The sequence below is a fragment of the Archaeoglobus veneficus SNP6 genome (genome assembly GCF_000194625.1).
Taxonomy (GTDB): domain Archaea; phylum Halobacteriota; class Archaeoglobi; order Archaeoglobales; family Archaeoglobaceae; genus Archaeoglobus_C; species Archaeoglobus_C veneficus.
In genome coordinates this window covers 583,264-603,170 of record NC_015320.1, presented here as the reverse complement: position 1 = coordinate 603,170, position 19,907 = coordinate 583,264, and the positions used below count along the sequence as shown (strand labels likewise).

The following is a 19,907-nucleotide window of genomic DNA, read 5'->3' as shown; positions in this document are numbered from 1 at the left end:
CCTGTTTGATCGTGTTCACTATTTTCGGCTACCGTCGTATTTATATCTCCTACCGTAGATGTCATGGGGCTGTGAGGGTTGCCATCGAAACCTACGGATGCACGATGAATCAGGCGGACAGCGATATAATAAGGGCCGAAGTTTCGAGGGAGTTTGAACTATCGTCCGTTGAAGATGCAGATGTCGTCGTAATCAACTCGTGCGGCGTCATTGACTACACTGAACGGAAGATTCTGAATAGAGCCAGGCAGCTCAGGCAGATGGGGAAAACTGTAGTCATGGCTGGCTGCCTGCCAAGGATTGCGAAGAAAAAGGTGATGGAAGTTGCCAATGCAGCCATAAGTCCTGATAACGTTCACAGGATAGATGAGGTGATAAAAGCAGCAGTTTCTGGAAATAAGCTCTTTCTGCTCGATAAGAGCGAGATAGACAAGACAAGGTGCGAGAAGCAACGCATGGCAGGTGGAATTGCAATAGTGTCTATTGCGGAAGGCTGCACCGGCAGATGCACGTTTTGCGCGACGAGGTTTGCGAGGGGCAGGTTGAGAAGCTTCAGTCCCGATGGAATTGTGGAAGAAATTAAAAAGGCCGTCAGAGCAGGATATGTGGAAATTCAGCTCACGTCTCAGGACACGGGAGCGTACGGCCACGACATTGGAACGAATCTTCCGGACTTGCTCGAAAAAATCTCTGCCATCGAGGGGATGTTCAGAGTGAGAGTTGGGATGATGAATCCAAGGCACGCGTACAGCATGCTCGACGACTTGCTGAATGCCTTCGAAAGTGAGAAGATATACAAGTTTCTCCATCTTCCCGTGCAGAGCGGCGATGAGAAAGTACTGAGGGATATGGGCAGAGACCACGGCGTTGAAGAGTACGAGGAGGTAGTTTCGGCCTTCAGGAAGAGATTTGACGACGTGATGATTTCGACGGACATAATAGTTGGATTTCCGACGGAGAGCGAGGAAGCGTTTTACAAATCCCTCGACCTCGTGAGGAGAACGAGACCCGACCTGGTCAACGTAACCCGCTATTCTCCCCGCAAGGGAACGCCAGCCTTCAGACTTAGAGATATGCCTGACTGGATAAAGAAGGACAGATCGAGGGCTGTAACGAGGCTTGCCAACAGGATAAAGGAAAAAAAGAATTCGACATTCGTTGGCAAAACGTTTGATGTGGTTATTACAAAGCGGAGCAACGGGCTACTCTCGAGGACGAACGCTTACAGGCCGGTAATTTTGAAGCAGGGAGAAATAGGCGAGTTCTGCAGGGTCAGGGTTACAGACTACACGCCGACTCATTTGATAGGCGAAAGGGCTTTGTGACTGCACGCATAGCCTGAGGTATGAAGGTCACCTTTCTCGGTACCGGAACTGCCGTTGACACTCAAAAGGCCCAGAGCTGTGTTCTTGTGGAGGACTCAGCAAGGATCCTGATTGATATTGGGTGTGGAGCGTTCAGGAGGCTCGGAGACGTTGGAGTAAGGGTGGAGGAGATCGATGCCGTTCTTATCACCCACAACCACCTCGACCACAACGCAGACCTGCTTCCTCTGCTGAAGGCGAGATGGCTCGAAAACGCAGGAAAGCTGGAGATATACGGGCCTCCGGGCACGAAGGCGTTCGTGGAGAGCCTGCTGGAAGCGTTCCCCTATCTCAGACAAAAACTTAGCTTCGAGGTTAACGAAGAAAGTAGCTTCGAGGTTTGCGGTATGAAAGTCGAAACGATACCAACTTTCCACTCTATAGTCAGCAGGGCATACGTAATTGACGGGGCGCTCGTGGTGAGTGGCGACACGAGGGCTTTTCCAGAACTCTTCAGCATAGAATGTGATGCATTAATCCACGAACTTTCGCTGCCGTCAGGTCAATCAGACTTCCACACCACACCTGAAAACATGAAAGAATGCCTCGATAAAGCCAAGGCCGAGAGAATTTTCTACACGCACATGTATCCTCACGCCTATGCGGTCAAAGACGACATTCTTGCATTTCTTGGCTTTGGAGAAATAGCAGAGGATTTGATGAGCTTCAGTATTTAATCATTCGACCTTCTTCGAATGTCGTAGAAGATTTGCTATGTAGTTCTCAATGCGAATGTGGCGGAAACATTTAAATATGACCTGACTGACTCATGGCCATGGGATTAAAAGAAAAGGTTGAGAAAGTCGTTGAAGAGGAAATAAGGCCTGCACTCATCCAGGATGGTGGAAACATCGCTGTCGTTGACGTTGACGAGGAAAGCGGTGTTGTAAAGGTTCAACTACTCGGAGCGTGCTATGGCTGTCCTCTTTCGCAGGTCACGCTCGCAATGTTCGTTGAACAGCGAATAAAGCAGAGGGTGCCTGAAGTTAAGAAAGTTATACCAGTTTAAATCAAAAGCTTTATATTCTGTACTTTTTAGTGCAATTTATCTGTGTAGCCTTAAGATTTACGATACTGCGCTTATAAACTATTCTTACCAAAAAAGATATATATCGTGAGTTCTATTATGATACTCATGATACTAATAGAACCACTCACAAAGTTCTTCGTTGACGGGCATGTGGTAAAGGGAGAGAAAGTAAAACAGAAGGTATTCGGTGGCTTTTGCACGTGCGGAGGCGTGATGTATCAGAAGTCATGGTTCCGCGAGGGGAATTTTTACATACTCGTTTCAGAGTGCGAAAAGTGCTGGAGAAATGAGGCAATGGCGTTCAACGGTAGCAAGAACCTGATTTCAAGAGATGAAGTTAGAGTAATCGACAGAACGGAAATGAAGAAGTTTCTGAAGGAACTTCTAAGCACATCTGAGTATGACGCACTTATTGCGAGGGCAAGGGATGAAGAGTACAACTACAACGCATTCAGCAGGGCAAAGAAAAAGCTGGAAGACATTGGTCTGGAAGTTGAAGAAGTCATGAGTTACCTGTAGTAACCAACATTTCGTTAATATTTTTGATCAATATATTTTGACTTCAGCAGTTTTACGTTCACTACGAAGCCTACTATCAGATTGAGGAAGTACGTTATAAATCTCCACACACCCGTCAGCACACCTATAATGTGCTGGGGCACGAATTTTGAATAGAGGTAACTCATCCCCACTTCGGCAATCCCGCTTGCCCCCGGGGTTAGCGGGACGAGAGAGATTATTACGAGGATGAGCTGAGACGTGAGAGAAAGCAAAAGCTCCGGATCGCATCCAAAGGCAGCGAGGATTGCTGAAGGTACAAGAAACTCGGAGAACCAGATGCAGGAAGTAATAACCATAATGGAAGCGATTTTTCTGTATGAATTTTTCGCGAGGCTTATTAAAGCCTCTCTGAACCTCATCAACTCGGCCCTGATTTTCTCCCCTGCCTTCTCTGCCCTCTCCCTGCTAAATCTCGCAATGAACCTCACAAGCCAGGAGGTAAAGCTGTCAAGTCTTTCCGGCCTTTTCAGGAGAAGATAAAGGAAGATTATGAAGCCAAAGAGACATAAGGCAAACAAGAGACCAATTTCTATTCCGAGCTTCGTTGAGAAGCCAGTTAAAAGGAGAAAAACGGGTAGAGCAGCAATGAAAAATATTGCGTCGAGGAGCCTTTCTGCGAGCACTACCGCAGTTGCTGAACCAACGCTCACTCCCGCATCGTGTAACATCTTAATCCTCAGCGGCTCGCCTCCGGCTGAAGATGGTGTAATGGCCGCAAGAAACGTGCTCGCTATCGAAACCTCGAGGGCGTATCCCAATGATATGGGCTGACCGAGAGAATCTGCGAGGGATTTCAGCCTGATGGCCCAGAAAAACCAGAAAAAGACGTGAAGGAGGAAAGCTATAGAAAGAAAGAACAGGTTAGCCTGAAAAATGACTTGCCATGTTACATTCGTCTCAGTGAGCCTGAAGATTACTGCAATCGTCAGGATGCTTATTATGACGCCAATTAACGCTTTCTTCACTCTATCACCTACAGACTTCTTTCAATTGCCTTCCACTCCACGCCTCTCTTCCTCGCAAAGCTTAGCATTGCCTGAATTGCTGCATACTGGAGAAGGACTGTGTGAATAACCAGACCAGCAACCACTACAAGCTTTTTAACGTTTCGGAATCGGTAGATGATTAAGGGCGGGGAAAAGACCATGAGCGGAAGGAGGAGAGCAACGAAATATGTGAAGGTCAAAGCCATGAACCACGAGAGAATAAAGTTCGAATCTCTGCTACGCTTTACGTCCTTCCAGTATCTCCACAGCTGGAGTCCGCCGTAGTACCACCTCTTACGCTGGTTGAAGAGGTCTTTCCAGCTGAGAGGGGATTGCTCGTAGGTTAAAGTGTCTCCGACGAAAATTGCCCTCAAACCCCTTGCATGCATGCGGGTTGCGAAGTCCGCGTCTTCAGCAACAGCGCCCTCTCTGAGCCGATATTTAAAGAGGTATTTCGCCCTCAGAACCCCAATGAGGCCGTTGAATTGTCGGAATCCAGATCTCCTGAGGAGGAAGTTTATGAGGTGGTACTCTGCTTCTATTGTCTTCGAGACGAGGTTTATGGGGTTGGAGATGTAGCGAGGAGAGGACGCGATGTACGCTTTCGCGTCGTTCTCGAGGGCTTTAACGCATTTGACCACGAAGTCCTTTGCCGGCCTCGAATCGACGTCGAAGATTGCGATGTAATCGGGCATGAAGTCCTTCAAAGCTTTGAGCGCATCATTTATCGCCCCTGCTCTCTTTCCCCTCGTGGTTCTTCTCTCAAGCACCTCTACGCCCAGCTTTCTGAGAGCTTTGACTCTTTCATCTCCTTCTTCCTTCAAATCGACCACATAGAGTAACTTGATCACCATTCCTCTATAATCAAGACTTTTCAGATGCAGCGCCGACTGCTTAAGAATTTCAACCGGCTCGAAGGGTGAAACCGGAACGACTATCGCAAGCTTCATAGCAGAGCACCGTATATTTCTTCTATCCTGTCGAGAACAACATTCCAGTCGTACTTCTGCTCTACGGCCTTCCTGCCTCTGTTTCCAAGCTCGGTTGCGAGTTTGTCGTCTGAGAGCAATTTAACAATCAGCTCCGCAAGTTCCGAATCGTTGCTAAACGTTAAACCCCCCTCGGATGCAACTTCCGAAACCCCCGGGATGTTTGCGGCGAGAACTGGTGTAGAACAAGCCATAGCTTCGAGAAGGACTATGCCGAAGGCTTCGAGTCTGGAAAAAGAAGGAAGGACGAGAACTCTCGCTTTACCCATCCATCTCACGACATCATCTTTTGGCAGTCTGCCAGTAAAGGTTACGTTTACGCCGAGTTTTGCTGCAAGCCTTTCAAAGGCTTTTCTGTCTTCTCCCTCTCCTACAACAACGAGTTTCGCGTTGATTCTTCTTTGCACCTCGGCCATTGCTTTAATCAGCAGAGGCAAACCCTTGTACTCTACGAGCCTGCCAACGTAGAGGACTATAGCTTCCCTCTCTCCAGCATCCTTGCCGGGCGTAAATTCGCTTACGTTGACGGCGTTGGGAACAATTTCCACCTTCTCCATGAATTTTGATAGAATTGGTGAGGATTCAGCGTAACTGCGCGTGGTTGCGATGATTACGTCAGCTTTTTCGAGGACTGGCTCGATAAGAAAATCGTTTATCTTCTCCACCCACCTTGCGATGGATGAGGGTATCCTGTGGCCACCAACCTTCGGCGGCACGACAACATCGTTGTGGTAGGTGACAATATGTGGTTTGCTGCTGTGCACAGCTAACTTAGCAAGTTTTCTTGCGAAGAAGGGAGATGGAACGTGGGAGTGATAGATATTCGCGTTGATGTTCGGGAAAAAGAGTGGAATAGGGGAATAAGGAATGGGAATGCTCGGAACTACCACATCAGAGCCCGTTGAGGAGATTACGACTACGTCGTAGCCTCTTGCTTTCAGACCCTCTGCGAGGTTTTTCGAGTGGATTTCAACGCCTCCTATGTGTGGAGGGTAGTACGGTGTGGCCATTGCAACCCGGGCTTTTTTCATTGCCTCCTGCTGAGGGATGGGGAATTTAAAGTTTGGCGATGGGGGGGCGAGAAGAGCAATGGGTTACAGAAGAGACAGAACCGAAAGCAGGAACGGGACTGCTATGGAAACTATGAATCCGTGCACAAAGGCCGTTAGCGAGAGCTCTGGAGAGAACTTTGAGATTATGGGTAGCGTTGAATCCATCGTTGTAGCTCCTCCAATGGATATACCGCTCGCCTTGTCTCCAATCTTGGGATAAACTATAATCGTCAGGAGTTCTCTCATGAAGTTGGATGAAAAACCCAGTGCTCCCGCAAACGCACCCATGGTTTTGGCTAAAAATGGGCCGGTTAGAGAATACCAGCCCATTCCTGCAGCGACGCTGACGGATAGCAGTAGTGGCAGGTCTAGCACAATACCGAGTACCAGCCCTGCGAGCAAGGAACCTGAAATTGTTCCTATGCTCAACACGAAAGCCTCTTTCCATGCCTTTTTCAGCCTCTCGATCCTTCCTTCGGCCATTCCAATGTCGATACCGATGATGAGTAATAGGGTCATAAGAAGCGCTTCTACGCCGTTTGGAAACGTAAAGCCGTAATAGCCAAGGACTATGCCGGAGAGCAGCGTTATCAAAACAACTGCTACGAAAATCTGCTCCACCTCCTGTAAATTTTTGAAAAAGTGTAACACATAGCCATCGTAGCAGATGCAAACACTGTGGATAACCACCCAACTTCGAACATTTCTTCAAAGTCAAGAGTATTGCCAATATTCATCCCGAGGAAGAATATCAGCAAGATTAAAACAATCTGCATGGGCTTTTCAACAGATACGCTAATATTTCTCCTTTCCATAAAATATCCTAAGATAATCCCCGTCAATAATGCCACTAAATATTCAAGCACTATGGCCGCTTTTTGATGTGGTAGTTAAAGTTATCGAACCTGCTTGCAAGGTAAACTGCAATCAAAGCAAAAGTGAAAAAGGTGGGCACGCCTCGGGTCGATCCGCATCACGGGGAGCAGCTAAGCCCGACTCCTCCTCCCCGCACCCCTGGAAGCGCCGAACGTCCGGGGTTAGCCTGCTCCCTTCCGGGCCTGGGCCGGTTCCCCCGGCAAATACGGCGGACAGCCCCTCCGGGCAGCCCGACCGTAACCGACGACCCTCCAGGACGGGGACTCTGCGGAGCCGGACAAAACTTGCATCCCCGCTGAGCGAACCTTCCCTCGGCTTCGGCCCCCGCATATCGACGGTTTCGGGTTACAGGGGACGCCGAACCCCCCGGCCTAGCCCACCATGTGTTTATCATGCGATGTACTATTAAGCTTTGTGTTCGTCGCAGTAAGCTTTATCAATATATAACCAAAAACTGTACTGAGGTGAAAAAATTGGACAGCCACATAAAATGGGGATTAGGTTTTATTTTTGCTGGGCTGATTTTAGCAACAATATCTATGCTCGTTACTTCATTTACCCTCATTTATTCACTTCCGCTACTCGCAGTAGGCTTAGTACTTCTTCTTTTTGGAGGAAGAGAAAAAAGGATAGAGGAGGTGGTAGAATGATTGTTACAAATACAGAAAACGTTCCAGGATATGGGATCGTAGAAATCTTGGGAATAGTTTTTGGAAATACTGTGAGAGCAAAGCACGTAGGGAAAGATATCATAGCCGGGCTGAAAAATATAGTTGGTGGAGAGATAGAGGAGTACACAGAAATGTTCGCCGATGCAAGAAAGGAATCCCTCAATAGAATGATAAACGAAGCCAAAAAGCTTGGAGCTGATGCCGTTGTTAATGTAAGATTTGCCACGTCCCAGACAATGGCTGGAGCCGCCGAATTACTTGCCTACGGAACTGCTGTAAAGTTGAGAAAACCCTAATCCCGGAAGAAGGTATATTAACCTTTTTGCGTAACTAAGACTATGGAAGAGTTGATAGGACACATAACGTCTAATCGCAGCAAAATCAAAGTTCTCGAAGTCCTTAGCAGGAAGAGTGCCGACATCCGAACTATCTCAAAGATAACACGCATCCCCCTCAAGATACTGGAAGGCGTTGTTAAGGAGCTCGAAGCCGACGGAATTTTGAGAGATGAAGATGGTGAGCTCAAGATTACGGAAAGGGGACTCAGAGTTATTGCAAACCTCAAAGGAATCTGATGTTTCTGGAATCTTCAAAGAGTACGAGGATAAAAAGAGCGGGGAGAAAGTTTTTCTCGTAAGGGACTTCATAGAGGTGCGTATCCCCCTCAGCCACTACCGCAAGCTTGAGAAGAGATATCCAAAAGAGTACATAGTTTCGATTGCTGAGCCCCGAAAGGTTATCAGCCACGTAACGAAGAGGGAGCTCGTAGTCGTAACGCGGGAGAGTGGAATTCCTCTTTTGGGCCATGCAGCCTTCGGCCTCATAGATAGAGGGACAAACCTGATACAGGTGAGATGCGTTACCGGCTGCAACCTCAACTGCATTTTCTGCAGCGTTGATGAGGGGAGAAGAAGCAGAACGAGAGCTGCCGACTACCTTGTTGAGCCAGAATACCTCGCTGAGAAGCTGAAGGAAATAGCGGAGTTCAAGGGCAAGGGTGTTGAGGCGCACATCGACGGGCAGGGGGAACCTTTACTGTATCCATACATGGAGGAGCTTCTGGAAAGAATAAGCAGAATAAAGGAAGTCGAAGTGATTTCTATGCAAACGAATGGAACTCTTCTGAACGATGATCGCATAGACATGCTGGAGAAATACGTTACCCGCATCAACCTCTCCATCAGCGCCCTCGACCAGAAGAAGGCCAGCAGGCTTGCGGGTATCAAGTACCCGCTGAGTAGGGTGCTCGAAAATGCAAAGATGATCGCTGAGAGCAAAATGGACTTGCTCATAGCTCCAGTATGGGTTCCGGGCTACAACGATGATGAGATAGAGAAAATCATACGCTTCGCCCTCGAAATTGGCGCGGGAAAGCGCTACCCCCCACTGGGCATTCAGAAGTACATCCCCTACCGCTACGGGAGGAAGCTGAAGAACGTAATGTCTTTTAGAGAGTTTTACGATAGGCTTGTAGAATGGGAAAAGGAGTACGGAGTAAAGCTTATTCTCAGGCCAGAGGATTTTGGGATGGAGAAAAGGCCTCGCATACCTCAGCCAATCAGGAAGGGTGAGAGGTTCAGGGCAAGACTCATCGCAGAGGGGCGAATGTTCGGCGAGAAGCTTGCGGTTGTCAGAGATAGAGTCGTTACAGTCAGAACAGATAGGAAGGTAGGAGATTTCGCAACTTTCGAGATAGTAAGAACTCACGACGGAATATTCCTCGCGGAAGAGGTTTAGAAGTGCTCGGGTGGGGGGTTTAGTCAGGCATGAAGCATCTTGAATTCAAGGAAAAGTACAAGAAGCCACTTTTGAGCGGAAAAAAGAGGGCGACCATAAGGACTGTAACGAATCTCAAGCCTGGAGACGTTGTTTTTGTTCATTGCGGAGGGAAGATCATAGGAGAAGCGGAAATAGAAAGCGTGGAAGAGAAGTCTGCTGAAGAGCTAACGGAAGATGATGCAAGAGCTGACGGTTTTGCAAGCCTTAGAGAGCTGAAGAGAGAGCTCGGGAGGCTGTACGGCGATGCTGATAAGTTCTACGTAATAAGATTCAGACTGAGACCGTTTGATTCCGGTGTATCCCCTCACGAAATGTACTACGGCAGCGCCGACGCAGACCTTGTGGAAATTGCGAAAAATGCCCTCGAAAAGCTTGAGCTGAGCGATGAGGAGCGCAAGATACTCGAGCTCTTCCTCGAAACCGGAAGCATAAAAAAGACCGCCATCCGGCTGGGAGGAATGAGGAAGCGAAAGATAGTTAGAGACGTGTTAAGAAAGTGCTTTTCGGAGCTTAAAAGCATGGAGGCGTGAGACGGAACTGCGATGTATCCAAGTCACGATGTGAAACACCACACTCATGCAACACGCAAAGACCATTAACCTTAAATTCAACAACGCAAAGTAAGGCTGAGGGCTCGTGGTCTAGTGGTTATGACGCCGCCCTTACGAGGCGGTGATCCCCGGTTCGAATCCGGGCGAGCCCACTGTGGGAGGGTAATTCCTCCCCTTTTATCACACTGAGAGGTTTTCTCGGCTTCAACTCCAGAAAAACCGACAGGTTTATGCCAATTTCTTTGGCAGGTCCACTCTTGGAGAACTTCAAGGTGGATTCAATGGCTTCCTTTATATTTTCCAGTGCTTCCTCCTTGGTTCTACCCTGAGATACAGCTTGGAAGAGAGGAAACAGTGACAATATGGTATCCGTCCTCTCTTTTTTCTATAACAACTTTGAATTTCATAGATAGTGTTGATTGGAGGATGTAAATCACATTAATTTGAGTTGTATAATGTGAGGCTACTGGCTGGGACTTACAGGGGAGAGTTGAGATAATATAATTCACTGTCAAAAAATTTAAAAAAGCTACATCGCCAGCATCTTCTCTTCCCACTTCTTCAGATACGCTGAACTCTGACTGACATCGACGAATAGCTGGGCTGCCCTCTCGACGTCCTCGACCTCTACTTTACCCGCATTCCTCAGCTTTGCGTACTCGTATGCCGGAGCGAGGAGCTGGACAGCATATCTGAGGCTGTTCTCAACTCCGAGCTGGGTGAGCTTCTCCAGAGCGTCGCTGCTCAGCATAATGCCTGATTCTGCCGCTCTGATTTCCAGAATCTTCCTTATCTCATCCTTCGAATACGGTTCCGTCGTTATGATGAGAAGCCTATCGAGGAGGTCAAGGGGTATGCCGTGCGGTGCGACGATGTCCGTTCCCCTTATCTTCGCAAACCCTCTGTTCGACGCTAAAATGATTATCGGGGCCATCTCCGACTCCATCGCCCTGTTCATGAACGTGAAGAGTTCTATGTCCATGAGATGTGTTTCATCTATGAAGAGGACTCCGGGCACGAGTTCTGCTCTTCCTTCCTCGACCCACCGCTTCACCTGCTCATCAACGGCATCTCTCACCTCGTTGTCTATCTCCCTGCTTGGCGGTGAGAATATGCTGAAGATGCTGCCCCTCCTCGCGTTCGCCTCATCGAGGTCGTGGAGAGTTACGACGTAGGTGAACTCTTTCTCCTTCTCCACCCTGCCTGAAGGAACATCAACGTAATCGACCTCGCCGATGTCGTACTTCTTCTCCGCCTTCCTGCTCTTCCCGAGCTTGGCGATTCTGCCAGTCTCCTTGTCAATGACAATGACGTCGCCAACCTCGATACCCTGATAGAGGAACTGGAGCGCAAGTCTGCCGCTGACAGAGAACGTCTTCTTCTCGTCAGTCGTTGATAGCGTCAGCGTTGCAGACTCTGGAATCTTCTGCGTGGGGTTGTATGGGTTCGGAACCATGTTGTAGTCGAGGCCTACCACTTCTCCCTCGAGTACAACTCTCGTTTCTCTAATCCTGACGCCTATGGCTTTCCTTACGGTTTGAATCAGAGCCTCGGTCTTCTTCATCTCGCTGCTGTAGAATTCGCTGGCGGAAACGTGGACGAAGGGAATGTCCTTGCCAAGTTCCTTGCTTATCGCAACGGCAATTGCAGTCTTTCCCGTTCCTGGCGGGCCGGCAATAAGGATGCCCCTTCCAGCCATCTTGCCCGACTTTATAAGCCTGACTATAACGCCGGCAGCTTCTCTTGCTTTCTTCTGCCCAACAAGCCCGTCTGCAACGTCCCTGGCTTTCAGATTTTCATCGAGCCCCAGACCTCTTATGTGGGAGTGTGCGCCTATCCTCTCAAATCTGGCAGCAACCTCTCTAATTTCGCTGATCGCCATAGGCCTCCCCCCAAAATCGGTGGATATGTATTTCAATATAAATGTTTCTACATTTTTTTGGCGCTCATGTTTTCTCAGAACAGACCGACGAAGAGGGATGAGGAAGAATAAATTATATTGAGACGTTGAAATGAGTTATTGAACTAAGCAAATAAGAAAAATTTACGAATACGGTATTATGCTCCTACTCTCTTTGAGTCCAAGCATTACTGCAAGACGCTCTGCTTCCGGAAACTTTGTCACGGCTGCTTCGACTGTCTTTGAAATGTCCTCTTCAACGTTATCTGAAATTCTGCCATGCCCTGGAAGCAGCAGGTCTATCTTCATTGTGCTCAGTCTTCTTAACGAGTTTAGGTACTCTGCAAGACTACCCGAGTTGAATATCGTCGATAGCGTCCCGCTTGCAAAGAGTGCATCTCCGGAGAACAGGATTCTCTTTCTTGGCTCGTAGACACATATGCAGCCGGATGTGTGGCCAGGTGTGTGCAGAACCTTCAAAAACCAGCTACCGGCATCGATTACGTCCGTGTTTCCGAGCCACACGTGAATCCGGTATCCCGCAACATCCTGCTCGTTAGCCCTGCACATCGTAACCTCGTCATCGCCATAGACGATCTTCACCGCTGCGTATCTGTGAGCCGCAATGATAGCATGGTTTTGCAGAAACCTGTTTCCACCGATGTGGTCGAAGTGCTCGTGGGTGTTGATTACCATGTCTATATCGCTCACCTTTACACCTACCCCCTCCAGGTCGCTCTGCAACGTTGGGAAATCTCTTGACGTCCCTGAATCGATCAGTATGTTCTTTTCAGACAGGATGAGGTAGCAGTGAGATGATAACTTTCCGGGCTTTATCTGGTAGAGATCCTGCCCTATCCTCGTGTACATACTTTTGGCTGGAGGAGAGGGATTTTTTAAAGTTTTTAATATAATTGTCTTAAAGTTTGTTCGCTCTTCATAAAATGCCGATTTATGAGGTACCGTTTAGCGTAAAAATTCTTAACGCATTCGACACTGGATTGTATTCATCGCTGGTAATTAAAATAAATTTGGCTTTTCAGGGGATTTTACCCCCTATAAAGCCCGAATCTACCCGAGCTTTAAAAAGGCGTCAACGAGTTTTCTGCAGTTCTCGTTCAGCTCGTTAATGTATCTTCCGGTTTCCGAGATTATTTTCTCTTTCTCGTCCTGGGTCAACGATTTCTCGTCTTCAACCCAATTCCTCACGATTTCCGGCGTAACTTCAAGGTGGAACTGCAGGCCGATGGCATTTCCAACGCGGAAAGCCTGATTTCTTACGTCTTTGCCAGCATAAAGCAGCTTTGCATTATCAGGCAAGTCAAAGGTGTCGTTGTGCCACTGGAAAACAATCATTTTATCAGGCAAACTCTCGATTAATTCATCGTCGTTTGCTTTCTCCACTTCAAACCAGCCGATTTCACGCTTATAGGGATAGACATTCTTTCCAAGGGCGCTGGCTATTAGCTGCGCTCCAAGGCAGATGCCAAGGATTGGAATGTTGTCTTCAAAAGCCTGTCTGATCATTTCTTTTTCTTGGCTAAGGAAGGGATACTCCTTCTCCTCGTAAACGCCCATAGGGCCGCCCATGATAACGATGTGGGTCGCCTTTACTTCGGGAAGTTCGTTTGTTTCATATACTCTCACGTACTCGTACTCTATTCCCTTCTCTTTTAGAATGTCCTCTATCAGCCCCATGGGTTCGTTGGGGACGTGTTTAATTGCGACGACTTTCATTGAGACCACCTGCTAGCCTATTCGCTTGATTATTTTTGTGTTGCCCTGTTTTGGCAGTACAGCGCATATAAGTCTTTTTGAGAATGGATTGGAAAATTGGCGATTTTGGTATTCACTTTTGTGAAAATTTCAAAGTCTTTAGAGAATATGGGACTAAAGGTTTTAGAACGTTAAGTGCCATAATTATAAATTAGTCGGGCCTCTACAATTCCTTCGCCATCTAATATGTTTCTGCACTGAATGCTAATAATCTAATATAACCTAATCTATTCGCCAGCTGGATGCCGTTATTAATATTTGGCTCTAACACAGGATTCAGGAATTTCATGACCCGGACACCTGCGCTTCTTACCGCACAATGGGTGAAATGCATCTCTGCTGAGCGAAATCCATACTTCATCGTTTACTGCGCATTTCAACTGGCGCCTTGTTGTGGTTGCGTACAGTTCCAGACCTCCAACGTCGATTGCAACCTTTAATACGGGTCCGTTTGGTATGATGTCTTTTATCCTACCTCTTATCAGGTTGGCTCCGTCTTCCACATTTTCAATTTCTGTGTTTCCAGCAATCACGATGTCTTCAGGATGAATGCAGAGGCGCACGTTTTTTCTGCGCTCGAATATGGGGTACTTCAGGGTATGTATTCTGAACGGGTTTGATGCATTCGTTATCTCAATTACCGCCTTATCGCCGTTCACTTCAGCAACGAATCCCTCTAATATGTTCCTCACACCAACAAACCTTGCAGCAAACTCCGTTCGGGGATGATAGAATACCTCCTCAGGTGTATCGATCTGCTGTATCTCTCCATCCTTCATCACGGCGATGCAGTCCCCGAGCGTCATTGCCTCAGCTATGTCATGGGTTACGTAAATTCCAGCAATTCCAACCTTCTTCAGGATGTTCTTCAGCTCTTCTCTCAGCTTCTCCCTTAAAACGGGATCCAGCGCGCTCAGTGGTTCGTCAAGCAGTAGAACATCCGGGTCTATGACAAGAGCTCTGGCGAGTGCAACCCTCTGTCTCTGCCCTCCGCTCAGCCGAAGAACGCTCATATCCTTGAGGTCCTCGATTTCCAGCGTTTCCATTACCTCATGCACCCTGCTCCTTATCTCCTCCTCAGGCAGCTTTCTTATTTTCAGTCCGAATGCAATGTTTTCGAAAACGCTTCTATGGGGAAAGAGGGCATAATCCTGAAAAACAAATCCAACATTTCTCACCCTGTCAAGTGTAACTGCATCTTCTCCTTCCTCCCTCATCACGTCCATTACCGTATCCTGCGGCTTGCCGTGGAGGATCATCCTCGTTGCATCAGCCTTTGGATCACAGCCGTGAATCATGACCTTCTTCTTGTAGTAATATGCGAGAGCTTCGGCAGTATTCTGGCATGTGGTTGACTTCCCTATACCTCCCTTTCCGTATATTGCTACCTTCTTTGCGTCTGGCGCGACTTCGTCGAAGTAGCTCATCTATTCACCTCCTTCTTTAGCCCGAAGTTCGAAAGTGTAATATAAATCTTTTTACTACTATTTGATTAATACATTATATGATTTTGTTAATTTTTCGTAAAGTTTCACAAAAGTTGAGAAAAATTAGGAGTGTCTCGACAACAGGTTGCAGTATCTGGGGCGTTATATAAGCGGACAAATACAAAGCAATCATATAGATGCCCGACTGGTCTGAAAAGAGAACGACGGAAAAAAATTTAAGTAATCTATCTTTTAATAGGCTTCTAAAGTTAGATGCTTCTAAAGTTAGATTATACTCAAAGAAGACCGAGAGTGGTAAAATGCCTCTGGAAATAAAAGAGAACGTTTACTGGGTAGGAGCCATAGACTGGGAGGAGAGAGACTTCCACAACTTTGAGATCCCGAGGGGTGCTACATACAACGCATACCTTATTGTGGATGAAAAGATAGCTCTTGTTGACACCGTCAAGCACAAGTTCTTCGGCGAAATGCTGAGGAGAATAGAGGAAATCATTGATCCCAAGGAAATAGATTACATAATCTCAAATCACGTTGAAATAGACCATTCAGGCAGCATACCGTACATAAAGAAAATTGCAAAGGATGCAAAGGTCATAGCAACCGAGAAGGGGAGAAGAGGTCTCTGCAAGTATTACGACTGCGCTGACTGGGAATTCCAGACTGTTAAGACAGGGGATGAGCTCAAGCTTGGAAAGAAGACGCTTACGTTCATAGAAGCTCCAATGCTTCACTGGCCGGACAGCATGTTCACGTATGTAAAGGAAGACAAGCTTTTACTCCCCAACGATGCGTTTGGGCAGCATATAGCGAGCGTCGAGCGTTTTGATGAGGAGCTTGGAGTTGAAGAAGCACTTTACTGGGCCAAGGTGTACTATGCGAACATACTCATGCCCTTTGGAAAGCTGATTAACAAGAAGCTTGAGGAGTTAAGCAGCCTCGAAGTTGATATGATCGCTCCCAGCCACGGAGTAATATGGAAGAACCCGGCAAAGATTATAGAGGCATACAGGAAATGGGCAAACTTCGAGGCTGAAGAGAAAGTCTGCATTGTTTACGATACAATGTACCACAGCACGACTCTTCTCGCAAAGGCTATTGCAGAGGGAGTAGCGTCAAAGGGTGTCGAGGTCAGGCTTTTCCATACGAGAAATGATCCATGGAGTGAAATCGTGGCTGAGATTCTCGATGCAAAAGCCATTGCAATCGGTTCGCCGACAATGCATGGTGGCATGTTTCCACCGGTGGCCGGATTTCTGAATTATCTCAAGGGCCTAAAGCCTAGGAAAAAGCTGGGAGTTGCCTTCGGTTCGTGTGGCTGGGGTGGTGGAGCAGTCAGAGAAATCAACAAAATGCTTGAACAGATGGGCTTTGAGATAATAGACGAAGGCCTGGAGGTAAAATTCAAGCCAACTGAAGAAGAGCTAAAAATGGCCTTTGATTTGGGAGTCAGACTCGCAGAGAAAGTAAAAACAAAATGACAACAAAAATAAAAATTTAAAAAACCCTACTCCTCAACCTCCCCAGTCCTGACCCTCACAGCCTTCTCAACAGGAACGACGAATATCTTCCCATCCCCGTACTTCCCTGTCCTCGCAGCATCAACGATCGTACTGATCACTGCATCCACTGCCTTATCCTCAACGACAATCTCAACCTTCACCTTTGGCAGCAAGTCCACTTCCATCGTTCTTCCCCTGAACTGCAACGTAATACCCTTCTGCTCACCCCTGCCCTTCACTTCGCTAACTGTCATCGCAACGAATCCCTTCTCTTCCAGTGCCTTCTTCACGTGCTCAAGCCTTTCCGGCCTTATTATAGCTTCCACCTTCTTCATTTTATCACCCTCACGCGTAAGCAGTCTCACCGTGCTGCGAGATGTCCAGTCCAACGTACTCCTCCTCTTCGCTGACTCTGAGGCCTATTGCTGCATCCACTATCTTTGCCAGGATGAAGGTTACTGCGAAGGCATAGGTTACTGCCGCTCCAGCGCCTAATATCTGGGCTATGAACTGCTCAACGTTACCGTAGATCAGACCGCTGTAGCCACCAATAGCTTCGTTGGCGAATATGCCGGTAGCGATTGCACCCCACAGACCGCCGATGCCGTGGACGGCCCATGCGTCAAGGCTCTCATCCAGCCCCTTTCTTATTCTGAACAGCATCGCCCTGTAACATATCACTCCAGCAACAGCTCCTATCACTATGGACGACATTGGGTCAACGAAGCCGGCTGCAGGCGTTATTGCAACCAAGCCTGCTACAGCACCACTTACCATTCCCAGGCTGCTCGGCTTTCCACTCACCCAGCTTGCAAACAGCCAGGCAAGAGCTCCGGCCGCAGCAGCGGTGTTTGTAACAACGAACGCGTTGGCTGCAAGTCCGTCTGCTGCTAAAGCACTTCCAGCGTTAAAGCCAAACCAGCCGAACCATAGCAAGGCAGCACCAAGTAGTGTCATCGGTATGTTGTGGGGCTCCATGTCGTATTCTCCAAATCCGATTCTCCTGCCTATAACCAGCGCCAAGGCTAAGGCAGAAAATCCGGAACTTATGTGGACTACCGTACCTCCTGCGAAGTCAAGGGCGCCAATCTCAGCTGCCCAGCCGCCACCCCATACCCAGTGTGCCAGCGGGTCGTAAACGAGTGTAGTCCACAGCAGTCCCAGCACTATAAACGAGCTCAGCTTTACCCTCTCTGCAACAGCACTTGTCAGTATTGCAAGGGTTATTGCGGCAAACACAAGCTGGAATACCATGAAAGATAGGTGTGGTACTGTTAAATCTCCGCAGTCCATGCCCACTCCTTTTAGCCCGAGATAATCCAGACCACCTACAAATCCTGCTATGTCGGAGCCAAAGGAAAGACTGTAACCAAGAATAACCCACTGAATGCTCACTAATGCAAAGGCTACGAACGACAGGGAAATCATCGAGATAACGTTCTTTCTTCTGACCATTCCTCCGTAAAACAATCCGACTCCTGGCGTCATCAGCATAACCAGGGCTGTAGCGGCCAGTATCCATGCAGTATCTCCGCTATCGAGTCCCATTTTCTATCACCTCTCAGAGTACCCCGCCAGCTGCTATTTTTAAGGGTTTTTAATGAAATCTCTTAACATTTCATAATTTTTCATAGAATCGCTGACTTAATTGAGGAATTTTTTAGTGCCACCGTTTAAATCTGAGTAGTTTTGTATCCAATGAGACTGCCGGACTATATGTATCTTTTAAGAATATAACCATACTTTGCTGATACTGAGCCGATAATGGATGTTGCTACGACTAAAAGAGTTATTATGGAGGAAATGTGGCTCAATCCATACAGAGAAGCAAGAAAAATAGAAAATTCTCCCCTGGCAACTATGCTCGTTCCGATTTCCACTCCAGATCTCGTGGATTTGTGGACAATTCTGCCAATGATCAGACCACCAAGAAGTTTGCCCAAAATGGCAATAAGAATCAGAGAGGTGATCAGAATAGAGTCTATGTATCCCAGTTCTACAGAAACGCCAAAAAAGAAGAAGAATATCACAAGAAATACTTCTTTGAAGGGCTGGATTAAAACTTCAACTTCCCTGATTCCAGAGAGTGCTATTCCCAGGAATATGGCTGCAAGGGCCTCAGGGATCTCTAAAGTGCTGGCTGCATACGCTGCCAGAGACGCAAGCGAAAAAGCGAGCAGAATAGGTACTTCATCGTTTCTGTGAAAGATGCTGGCAAGGTGTCTGTGCAGCAACCTTGCCGGTACAAAAACAGCACAGGCAAGGAGAATTACTTTGGCGAAGAACAAGATCAACTCCGAAACGTCAGCCGAAATGGCGAGAATGAGCAGTATGAGCAGTATGTCCTCGAAGACCATTAACCATATGATTGTTTCAGCTTCGGAGAAAATCAGCTTCCTGTTCTCGATTAGAGACTGTATAACTATTGCTGAACTGCTTATGTAAATGGCTGAAGCTATAACGAAGGATTCAACGAAGCTGAAGCCAAATAGTAAGGCAACGAGAAAACCGAACGAGAAGTTCACGGCAAAATCGACCAGACCACTGACAGCAATTTCTGAACCTTTTTCAGCTATTTTTCTGGGATTGAGCTCCAGGCCAACGTAGAATAGCAGGAATACTATACCGAGTTCACTCAGGCTTTTAGTTACCTCATCTGGCTCAAAAATCCCGAGACCAGCCTTTCCCAGCGCTAAACCAGCGACTATGTACGCAGGAATAGGTGGCAGAGAAAACCTCCTGACTGCTAATGCGAGTAGAGCGCATATCAGCAGCGCTACTGGGATATTCATTTAAACACCCAGAATTTCCCTCTCGAACGTTTTTATCTGGTCGTGCTCTCCTATAACAACTATAACGTCTCCTTCTTCGAGTTTCATGGTGGGAGGAGGATTTATTATGTTTTTACCCTTTCTTGAGATTGCAATTATGGTTACGCCCGTTTTTGTTCTTATTGCAAGGTCTTTTATCGATTTTCCAGCGAGATTTTTACCCACCACGTACGTATGCACAGTTATTTTGAGGTCTGAGAGTCCTCCCGAAAACTCAATCTCGACAGATTCTTTTTCTGTCTCGAATATTGCTCCGGTAAGGATGCTTCCAAGCCTTCTTGCCTCGTACGGTGTTAGTTCTACAACACATGGTTTATCGCAACCTTTTTCGAGAAGATAGAGCTGGGTTTCTCCCGATAGTAGATAAACAATTGCAATTCTATCGCCCTTTTCCGTTTCAAGCTCGTATTTTGACCCCACGCCTGAGAGATCTATCGATCTAACCATGATCTTAATTTAATGACAGCGTATTTATTTTGTTCGTAGCCTAACGGTTGTGGATTTTGTGGGGTGATTTAAGTCGATAATGAAAAATTCGGAAGAACTCTTCAATATTGTTTGCATATATAAATATATACTGGAGAATGGTAAAGC

Annotated in this window: 23 protein-coding genes, 1 tRNA gene and 1 other RNA gene; 11 read left to right on the top strand and 14 right to left on the bottom strand. The window is 47.2% G+C overall.

Annotated elements, in window-relative coordinates:
* Positions 1–71: 71 nt before the first annotated feature.
* The 4 genes from ARCVE_RS03520 to ARCVE_RS03505 all read left to right on the top strand — a co-directional run bounded on the left by ARCVE_RS03520 (position 72) and on the right by ARCVE_RS03505 (position 2,913).
* A complete protein-coding gene (locus tag ARCVE_RS03520) occupies positions 72–1,325 on the top strand; it encodes a tRNA (N(6)-L-threonylcarbamoyladenosine(37)-C(2))-methylthiotransferase (protein ID WP_013683408.1) in 1,254 nt (417 codons plus the stop codon).
* 20 nt (positions 1,326–1,345) lie between these two features.
* Positions 1,346–2,041 (top strand): MBL fold metallo-hydrolase, encoded by a 696-nt coding sequence (locus ARCVE_RS03515; protein ID WP_013683407.1) that lies wholly within the window; start codon positions 1,346–1,348, stop codon positions 2,039–2,041.
* A gap of 98 nt (positions 2,042–2,139) precedes the next feature.
* Positions 2,140–2,373 carry a NifU family protein gene (locus tag ARCVE_RS03510; protein WP_048085571.1) on the top strand — a complete coding sequence of 78 codons (234 nt, stop codon included), beginning with the start codon at positions 2,140–2,142 and terminating at the stop codon, positions 2,371–2,373.
* 126 nt (positions 2,374–2,499) lie between these two features.
* Entirely contained in the window at positions 2,500–2,913 is a 414-nt protein-coding gene (locus ARCVE_RS03505) for a hypothetical protein (RefSeq protein WP_156786008.1), read from the top strand.
* A 14-nt stretch (positions 2,914–2,927) separates the two neighbouring features.
* Here ARCVE_RS03505 and ARCVE_RS03500 read toward each other — a convergent pair whose 3' ends face one another.
* From ARCVE_RS03500 to ffs, 6 genes are all read right to left on the bottom strand, one after another.
* Positions 2,928–3,920: a flippase-like domain-containing protein gene (locus ARCVE_RS03500; RefSeq protein WP_013683404.1), complete on the bottom strand. Its 993-nt coding sequence runs from the start codon at positions 3,918–3,920 to the stop codon at positions 2,928–2,930.
* A gap of 8 nt (positions 3,921–3,928) precedes the next feature.
* Positions 3,929–4,891: a glycosyltransferase gene (locus ARCVE_RS03495; RefSeq protein ID WP_013683403.1), complete on the bottom strand. Its 963-nt coding sequence runs from the start codon at positions 4,889–4,891 to the stop codon at positions 3,929–3,931.
* Complete coding sequence (locus tag ARCVE_RS03490) at positions 4,888–5,961, bottom strand: glycosyltransferase family 4 protein (RefSeq protein ID WP_013683402.1); 1,074 nt, start codon at positions 5,959–5,961, stop codon at positions 4,888–4,890. The genes ARCVE_RS03495 and ARCVE_RS03490 overlap by 4 nt, the downstream gene beginning before the upstream one ends.
* A gap of 63 nt (positions 5,962–6,024) precedes the next feature.
* Positions 6,025–6,603, bottom strand: a complete 579-nt coding sequence (locus ARCVE_RS03485; RefSeq protein WP_013683401.1) for a lysine exporter LysO family protein — start codon at positions 6,601–6,603, stop codon at positions 6,025–6,027.
* Entirely contained in the window at positions 6,585–6,848 is a 264-nt protein-coding gene (locus tag ARCVE_RS03480) for a LysO family transporter (protein ID WP_013683400.1), read from the bottom strand. The genes ARCVE_RS03485 and ARCVE_RS03480 overlap by 19 nt, the downstream gene beginning before the upstream one ends.
* Before the next feature lie 79 nt (positions 6,849–6,927).
* Positions 6,928–7,240, bottom strand: an RNA gene (gene ffs, locus ARCVE_RS10995) — signal recognition particle sRNA.
* A 91-nt stretch (positions 7,241–7,331) separates the two neighbouring features.
* On the opposite strand from ffs, the gene ARCVE_RS11270 reads away from it, so the two are divergent.
* The 6 genes from ARCVE_RS11270 to ARCVE_RS03455 all read left to right on the top strand — a co-directional run bounded on the left by ARCVE_RS11270 (position 7,332) and on the right by ARCVE_RS03455 (position 10,011).
* Positions 7,332–7,508, top strand: coding sequence for a hypothetical protein (locus ARCVE_RS11270; RefSeq protein ID WP_013683399.1), 177 nt, complete (start codon positions 7,332–7,334; stop codon positions 7,506–7,508).
* Positions 7,505–7,825 carry a YbjQ family protein gene (locus ARCVE_RS03475; RefSeq protein ID WP_013683398.1) on the top strand — a complete coding sequence of 107 codons (321 nt, stop codon included), beginning with the start codon at positions 7,505–7,507 and terminating at the stop codon, positions 7,823–7,825. The genes ARCVE_RS11270 and ARCVE_RS03475 overlap by 4 nt, the downstream gene beginning before the upstream one ends.
* Before the next feature lie 42 nt (positions 7,826–7,867).
* Complete coding sequence (locus tag ARCVE_RS03470; RefSeq protein ID WP_013683397.1) at positions 7,868–8,104, top strand: hypothetical protein; 237 nt, start codon at positions 7,868–7,870, stop codon at positions 8,102–8,104.
* Positions 8,082–9,266 (top strand): radical SAM protein, encoded by a 1,185-nt coding sequence (locus ARCVE_RS03465; protein WP_013683396.1) that lies wholly within the window; start codon positions 8,082–8,084, stop codon positions 9,264–9,266. Before ARCVE_RS03470 ends, ARCVE_RS03465 begins: the two co-directional genes overlap by 23 nt.
* Before the next feature lie 29 nt (positions 9,267–9,295).
* Entirely contained in the window at positions 9,296–9,838 is a 543-nt protein-coding gene (locus ARCVE_RS03460; RefSeq protein WP_013683395.1) for an ASCH domain-containing protein, read from the top strand.
* A 100-nt stretch (positions 9,839–9,938) separates the two neighbouring features.
* Positions 9,939–10,011: transfer RNA gene (locus ARCVE_RS03455), tRNA-Val, on the top strand.
* 377 nt (positions 10,012–10,388) lie between these two features.
* Here ARCVE_RS03455 and ARCVE_RS03450 read toward each other — a convergent pair.
* The 4 genes from ARCVE_RS03450 to ARCVE_RS03435 all read right to left on the bottom strand — a co-directional run bounded on the left by ARCVE_RS03450 (position 10,389) and on the right by ARCVE_RS03435 (position 14,962).
* Positions 10,389–11,741 (bottom strand): RuvB-like helicase, encoded by a 1,353-nt coding sequence (locus ARCVE_RS03450; protein ID WP_013683394.1) that lies wholly within the window; start codon positions 11,739–11,741, stop codon positions 10,389–10,391.
* A 162-nt stretch (positions 11,742–11,903) separates the two neighbouring features.
* Entirely contained in the window at positions 11,904–12,629 is a 726-nt protein-coding gene (locus ARCVE_RS03445; RefSeq protein ID WP_013683393.1) for an MBL fold metallo-hydrolase, read from the bottom strand.
* 201 nt (positions 12,630–12,830) lie between these two features.
* Positions 12,831–13,496, bottom strand: a complete 666-nt coding sequence (locus ARCVE_RS03440; RefSeq protein ID WP_013683392.1) for a type 1 glutamine amidotransferase — start codon at positions 13,494–13,496, stop codon at positions 12,831–12,833.
* A gap of 290 nt (positions 13,497–13,786) precedes the next feature.
* The gene (locus ARCVE_RS03435) at positions 13,787–14,962 is read right to left on the bottom strand and encodes an ATP-binding cassette domain-containing protein (protein WP_013683391.1); all 1,176 of its coding nucleotides are present in this window, start codon (positions 14,960–14,962) and stop codon (positions 13,787–13,789) included.
* Between the two features lie 320 nt (positions 14,963–15,282).
* On the opposite strand from ARCVE_RS03435, the gene ARCVE_RS03430 reads away from it, so the two are divergent.
* Complete coding sequence (locus ARCVE_RS03430) at positions 15,283–16,461, top strand: FprA family A-type flavoprotein (RefSeq protein WP_156786006.1); 1,179 nt, start codon at positions 15,283–15,285, stop codon at positions 16,459–16,461.
* Positions 16,462–16,487: 26 nt separating this feature from the next.
* Here ARCVE_RS03430 and ARCVE_RS03425 read toward each other — a convergent pair whose 3' ends face one another.
* The 4 genes from ARCVE_RS03425 to ARCVE_RS03410 form a co-directional block, all read right to left on the bottom strand.
* Positions 16,488–16,817 (bottom strand): P-II family nitrogen regulator, encoded by a 330-nt coding sequence (locus ARCVE_RS03425; protein WP_013683389.1) that lies wholly within the window; start codon positions 16,815–16,817, stop codon positions 16,488–16,490.
* A 10-nt stretch (positions 16,818–16,827) separates the two neighbouring features.
* Positions 16,828–18,030, bottom strand: a complete 1,203-nt coding sequence (locus tag ARCVE_RS03420) for an ammonium transporter (protein WP_013683388.1) — start codon at positions 18,028–18,030, stop codon at positions 16,828–16,830.
* Between the two features lie 164 nt (positions 18,031–18,194).
* Positions 18,195–19,274, bottom strand: a complete 1,080-nt coding sequence (locus tag ARCVE_RS03415; protein ID WP_013683387.1) for a cation:proton antiporter — start codon at positions 19,272–19,274, stop codon at positions 18,195–18,197.
* Complete coding sequence (locus ARCVE_RS03410) at positions 19,275–19,760, bottom strand: cation:proton antiporter regulatory subunit (RefSeq protein ID WP_013683386.1); 486 nt, start codon at positions 19,758–19,760, stop codon at positions 19,275–19,277.
* Between the last annotated feature and the right edge of the window lie 147 nt (positions 19,761–19,907).

Coding starts and splice junctions, on each gene's coding strand:
- ARCVE_RS03430 (WP_156786006.1), top strand. CDS start 15,283: ATGCCTCTGGAAATAAAAGAGAACGTTTACTGGGTAGGAGCCATAGAC.
- ARCVE_RS03420 (WP_013683388.1), bottom strand. CDS start 18,030: ATGGGACTCGATAGCGGAGATACTGCATGGATACTGGCCGCTACAGCC.
- ARCVE_RS03415 (WP_013683387.1), bottom strand. CDS start 19,274: ATGAATATCCCAGTAGCGCTGCTGATATGCGCTCTACTCGCATTAGCA.
- ARCVE_RS03445 (WP_013683393.1), bottom strand. CDS start 12,629: ATGTACACGAGGATAGGGCAGGATCTCTACCAGATAAAGCCCGGAAAG.
- ARCVE_RS03450 (WP_013683394.1), bottom strand. CDS start 11,741: ATGGCGATCAGCGAAATTAGAGAGGTTGCTGCCAGATTTGAGAGGATA.
- ARCVE_RS03495 (WP_013683403.1), bottom strand. CDS start 4,891: ATGAAGCTTGCGATAGTCGTTCCGGTTTCACCCTTCGAGCCGGTTGAA.
- ARCVE_RS03425 (WP_013683389.1), bottom strand. CDS start 16,817: ATGAAGAAGGTGGAAGCTATAATAAGGCCGGAAAGGCTTGAGCACGTG.
- ARCVE_RS03510 (WP_048085571.1), top strand. CDS start 2,140: ATGGGATTAAAAGAAAAGGTTGAGAAAGTCGTTGAAGAGGAAATAAGG.
- ARCVE_RS03490 (WP_013683402.1), bottom strand. CDS start 5,961: ATGAAAAAAGCCCGGGTTGCAATGGCCACACCGTACTACCCTCCACAC.
- ARCVE_RS03470 (WP_013683397.1), top strand. CDS start 7,868: ATGGAAGAGTTGATAGGACACATAACGTCTAATCGCAGCAAAATCAAA.
- ARCVE_RS03475 (WP_013683398.1), top strand. CDS start 7,505: ATGATTGTTACAAATACAGAAAACGTTCCAGGATATGGGATCGTAGAA.
- ARCVE_RS03515 (WP_013683407.1), top strand. CDS start 1,346: ATGAAGGTCACCTTTCTCGGTACCGGAACTGCCGTTGACACTCAAAAG.
- ARCVE_RS03505 (WP_156786008.1), top strand. CDS start 2,500: ATGATACTAATAGAACCACTCACAAAGTTCTTCGTTGACGGGCATGTG.
- ARCVE_RS03435 (WP_013683391.1), bottom strand. CDS start 14,962: ATGAGCTACTTCGACGAAGTCGCGCCAGACGCAAAGAAGGTAGCAATA.
- ARCVE_RS03460 (WP_013683395.1), top strand. CDS start 9,296: ATGAAGCATCTTGAATTCAAGGAAAAGTACAAGAAGCCACTTTTGAGC.
- ARCVE_RS03410 (WP_013683386.1), bottom strand. CDS start 19,760: ATGGTTAGATCGATAGATCTCTCAGGCGTGGGGTCAAAATACGAGCTT.
- ARCVE_RS03440 (WP_013683392.1), bottom strand. CDS start 13,496: ATGAAAGTCGTCGCAATTAAACACGTCCCCAACGAACCCATGGGGCTG.